This window comes from Rhizobium sp. BR 317 (assembly GCF_047445835.1).
Lineage (GTDB): Bacteria > Pseudomonadota > Alphaproteobacteria > Rhizobiales > Rhizobiaceae > Rhizobium > Rhizobium paranaense.
In genome coordinates, this window is record NZ_JARWLB010000218.1 from 1 (window position 1) to 542 (window position 542).

At 60.4% G+C, this 542-nt stretch carries 1 protein-coding gene and 1 pseudogene; both read right to left on the reverse strand.

Annotated features, from left to right (window positions below):
- A pseudogene (locus QD357_RS32885) lies at positions 1–268 on the reverse strand (conjugal transfer protein TrbE); the annotation flags it as partial.
- 9 nt (positions 269–277) lie between these two features.
- On the reverse strand, positions 278–541 hold the full coding sequence (locus QD357_RS32890; RefSeq protein ID WP_414126172.1) for a conjugal transfer protein TrbD: 264 nt from the start codon (positions 539–541) through the stop codon (positions 278–280).
- Position 542: the final 1 nt, after the last annotated feature.

A 542-nucleotide genomic window follows, 5' to 3' on the forward strand; every position in this document is an offset into this window, starting at 1 on the left:
CCGACGGATAGTCGAATGTCGGGATGCGAACGGCTTCGACCTGGATCATCCAGCCGCTCCCAAGCCGCGACAGGATTGTATTKATCTGCCGCGCCAGGTCGTTGCGCTCCAAGTCCGTGGCGCTCTCCGAGTCCGGCCCGGCAAAATACCAGCCGGCCATCAGGCTTCCGTCTTTTAACAGGAGCACGCCATTGTCGACKAGGCCGGCATAGGGGACGAGATCCGCAAAGGACGGGCCGGTAGCCCGKAAGCGTTTGAGCGCGACCATGCCTTCTCCTCAATACCGGCGCCAGGGCGAGGAGGTCGCCTTATAGTAATGCTTGTAGGAGATATGGCGGACATAGACCTGTCGCATCAGCGGATCCKCCTTTGCAATCACCCTCAAAAGCCCAACGACGACGATCCAGACGGCGACGCCGAAGAGCGCGGAATAGATCGTCAGGACGAYGAAGATGAGGATGACTGCKGCAAGACCGGTAATAAGCACCAGCTCCCGGTCCGCGCCCATCAGCAGGTTCGGACGCGACAGCGCCCKATGAATG